Origin of the sequence: Halococcus thailandensis JCM 13552 (genome assembly GCF_000336715.1) — an archaeon.
GTDB classification, from domain to species: Archaea; Halobacteriota; Halobacteria; order Halobacteriales; family Halococcaceae; genus Halococcus; species Halococcus thailandensis.
This window is the reverse complement of the sequence record NZ_AOMF01000111.1, coordinates 1-3207: the sequence shown is the minus strand read 5'-3', so window position 1 is coordinate 3207 and position 3207 is coordinate 1. Positions and strand designations below refer to the sequence as shown.

At 59.2% G+C, this 3207-nt stretch carries 4 protein-coding genes and 2 pseudogenes; all 6 read right to left on the bottom strand.

The features are described 5' to 3' along the window. Window positions 1-488: pseudogene (locus tag C451_RS05050) on the bottom strand (replication factor A); the annotation flags it as partial. A 161-nt stretch (window positions 489-649) separates the two neighbouring features. Then, complete coding sequence (locus C451_RS05045) at window positions 650-1660, bottom strand: hypothetical protein (protein ID WP_007738412.1); 1011 nt, start codon at window positions 1658-1660, stop codon at window positions 650-652. A 115-nt stretch (window positions 1661-1775) separates the two neighbouring features. After that, the gene (locus tag C451_RS05040) at window positions 1776-2006 is read right to left on the bottom strand and encodes a hypothetical protein (RefSeq protein ID WP_007738411.1); all 231 of its coding nucleotides are present in this window, start codon (window positions 2004-2006) and stop codon (window positions 1776-1778) included. Window positions 2007-2055: 49 nt separating this feature from the next. After that, window positions 2056-2370 carry a non-histone chromosomal MC1 family protein gene (locus C451_RS05035; RefSeq protein WP_007738410.1) on the bottom strand — a complete coding sequence of 105 codons (315 nt, stop codon included), beginning with the start codon at window positions 2368-2370 and terminating at the stop codon, window positions 2056-2058. A gap of 96 nt (window positions 2371-2466) precedes the next feature. Continuing rightward, entirely contained in the window at window positions 2467-2901 is a 435-nt protein-coding gene (locus C451_RS05030; protein WP_007738409.1) for a TRAM domain-containing protein, read from the bottom strand. 93 nt (window positions 2902-2994) lie between these two features. Next, window positions 2995-3207 (bottom strand): annotated as a pseudogene (locus C451_RS23650) (hypothetical protein); the annotation flags it as partial.

Genomic DNA, 3207 nt, shown 5'->3' with positions numbered 1-3207 from the left:
GATGAGCGCTCCCTCGATTTCAGTGGTGTTGTCGCCGACCTCTATCTCGTCGTCGACTTCCTCGATAGTGGTGGTCCGGTTGAGCTTGACCGAAAACTGTCCCTGATACTCGTCGGTGACGACGTTGCCCAGCTGGTACACCGATCCTTCTTCGATGGTGGGCAAGTCGGATTTCGCCCACGAGGTGAATTTGATCCGGCCGGTTTCGTCGCCGACGAGGCCAACCTGTGCGATCGCATCGCTCCGTGGCTCCCACAGTTCGACGACCTTCGCGGTGATGTCGACCCATTCCTCGGCCGCGTTGATACTGCCGATCTCGCGCTGTTCGTTCGCATCACTCAGCGAGTCCTGATCGACGTCGGCCTCGTCGTAGTAGCTGCTGGTGACACTGCGGCGCGCTTCCTCGATGGGCACTTGATACTCGTTGACCAGCGTGTCGAGGCGCTCNGTTCGTGGATTTCCTCGGCGTGCGAATGTACATCTGCCATTGGCTCTCACTGCCTCCGCGTGTGTTCGGTGGGAGACGCTCATCGTTGACGGCTCCCGAGTAAAAAGGCGCGGGAAGGACAGTGAAACTGAATCTGCCCCGAGACTCCCGGTGTAGTCCATCCGCTCCGGCCGGTGAATCCCGATCAAGCGAGCAGACGTCTCAGCCGCGTTCGGTCTGCTCATCGAACGTGCTGGCCGGCGAGAACTCAGTCAACTCCTCGATTTCCTGTTCCAAGCGATCGACTTCCTGACGCAGGACATCCGCTTCAGGATCATCGCTGACCGCCAGCCGGTCTTTGAGCCCCTGCAAGCGCGTCTCCTTGCGCTCGTTGTCCACCTCGGCTTTGCGGACGTACTCGCTTTCGTCGATGTCGTACACGTCTGATTCGGGAACGGAGACGACATCGAGGGCTTCATCGACTTTCCCGCGGTCAATGCTCACAACTCGCTCGCGGGCGATACCAGCGTCTTCGAGCGCTCCGAGTACTTGCTCGTCGTCTTTCAGCGAGCGATTCCGGCGTGTCGTCCGCTGGATCGAGCCGTACTGGCCGTGGACCGGACGGTCGTGGCCGACCCGCTCTAACAGCACGTCACTCACGTCCGTGCGGAGGCTGTTCGCGTTGCGCTGGACATCCGACAGCAGCGTATACAGGTTGACGAGTGCGGGTGTCTCGATTGTTTCGAGCGCGGTCAGGTCCTCGCGTTCGAGCGCGTCGAGCAGGAGGAGCATATCCGAATACACCGACACGTTCGGTTCCTCACGCTCGGTGTCATTGTCGTTGTCACCAGCCATCGAGAGGTGCGGAGTGTCGTCGAGAACGGCATTCTCGTCGGCCTCGTCGAGTTCGGTCAGCGTGTTCTCGCGTTCGTCGAGTACGTAGCGCGGGTGGAGTGCGAGGACGGCTGCATACGGTTCGGCTTGCGTCGGCAGCCGGGAGAGTTCGTACCCATCGATTGCCTCTCGTGTATGCTCGGCGAGCGCTTCGAACTGCTCGCGTTGCAGCGGTTGTGAGTCACCCGAATCGACGTCTTCGATGATGAGTCGCTGGTCCTGGACGTCGGTGATCTGGAACCGCGTCGAGGCTAACGGCGTGATCAACGTCGCCTCCTCGGGCAGTTTCTCACAGCGTTCGATCAGCGTCCCCCACGTCGCGCCGAACGGAATTGCCATAGACACCACTCATCGAGCGAGCATGAAAAACACTCCTCACGGATACCGACCGTCGACAGTTATCCAACAGTACAAGCGTGCTATTTCCGAATGAAACCAGATCACCCGGTGCTCCTCAGTCGTCTGTCGGTGTGATCCGGACGTGTTCTCCGACGTAGTAGATATATCCACGACTCTGCAGCGACTCAAGCGCTGCTTCGGCGTCGGCTTTATCGAAGCGCTCGTCGGCGGTGATCATTCTGATCGCCTCGTCTCTCGGGAGCTCTTCGCCGGTCCCGCCGACCGCTTCAGTCAACAGCGCGAGCGTGTCTTCAGCGAACGGCGGTATCCGCCGCTCTTCGTCCATGCCCCCTGTTTCATCCCCCCATATATGAATCTGTATCAGCCCTCTCGAGCTACAGCTCGTCGAGGTGCTCGATGCCCTCCTTCGAGACGTTCGCTTCGGTAATCGTTTCGGCCATCCAGTCGGGCTTGTCGTCTGGTGCTTGCTCGCGCCATGCCCATCCCTCGTAGATGTGGAGTTTCTTCGTCCCTTTCTCCCGCAGGCGAAACTCCTCCCGACTTGCTTGGGCTTCGCTGTCGGTTGGGTCGAGTCGCCGAGCGGCTTTGAGCGCCGCCTGCCGTGGCGTTTGCCCAGTGAAAACACTCGTTTCCTCGCCGTTCTCCTCACGCAGTGTGAAATTTCGGGGATTGTCTGACGTGCTGGTCATGGAGTGTTCCGAACACAGTACGGACACAATGATAAATGTACCCACGTCTGGCGGTTTCTCGCGAAAAATCTACCCTCTTCGATTGAAAGAAGGCTACTAACTCTCCGAGATCTCGTCCTGATCTCGGCCTGATCGGACCTCTGCGAACGCGACGTTCTCGCGGACGTTCGTGATCTCGACGGTCACTTCGTCGCCGGGACGCGCTTCCGGTACGATCAGCACGTATCCACGATCGGTTTTCGCTATCCCATCACCCTGATCGCCCAGCGACTCGATGGTCACCTCACGAATCGCTCCTTCAGATACCGGTGGTTTCGAAGTCGCCGAGACTGCCGAGTTCGTCGATGGGTCCTGCTGGTCGTCGCTTCCCGCGGGCGCTGCATTCTCGAGGATCACCACTCGGTAGGTCTCACCGGCCGTAATCGCTCCCACGTCGAGTTCGTCTTCTGGTACCTCAACCGTGTAGGAATCGCCCGCCTCGGTGACTGACCCGGTGTACAGACACGCCAGCCGGTCGGGTATCTCGACCATTAGATGGCCTCATCGCCGGTGCTGATCAGTGGTATTCCCGAGCAACTGCTTCCGAAACCGCGTGTCCGAAGGACTGTAACATTACGCATGATTTCAGGTCTCGGGCGAGACGTATTGATCTTCCCACTCCCGGCGAGCTTCGATTTCGCGCTGCCCACGCTGGGTCACCTGATAGTAGTTCGTTCGCTTGTCGAGTTCACCTTTTTCGAGCAATCCTTTGGTCGTGTCGCAAAGCGGTCTAGACTTCGGTAGCAACTGACTCCCTTCAGGAAGGGGTTGTCTCTGGTGACCAAACCGAGACCACCC

Coding starts and splice junctions, on each gene's coding strand:
- C451_RS05045 (WP_007738412.1), bottom strand. CDS start 1,660: ATGGCAATTCCGTTCGGCGCGACGTGGGGGACGCTGATCGAACGCTGT.
- C451_RS05040 (WP_007738411.1), bottom strand. CDS start 2,006: ATGGACGAAGAGCGGCGGATACCGCCGTTCGCTGAAGACACGCTCGCG.
- C451_RS05035 (WP_007738410.1), bottom strand. CDS start 2,370: ATGACCAGCACGTCAGACAATCCCCGAAATTTCACACTGCGTGAGGAG.
- C451_RS05030 (WP_007738409.1), bottom strand. CDS start 2,901: ATGGTCGAGATACCCGACCGGCTGGCGTGTCTGTACACCGGGTCAGTC.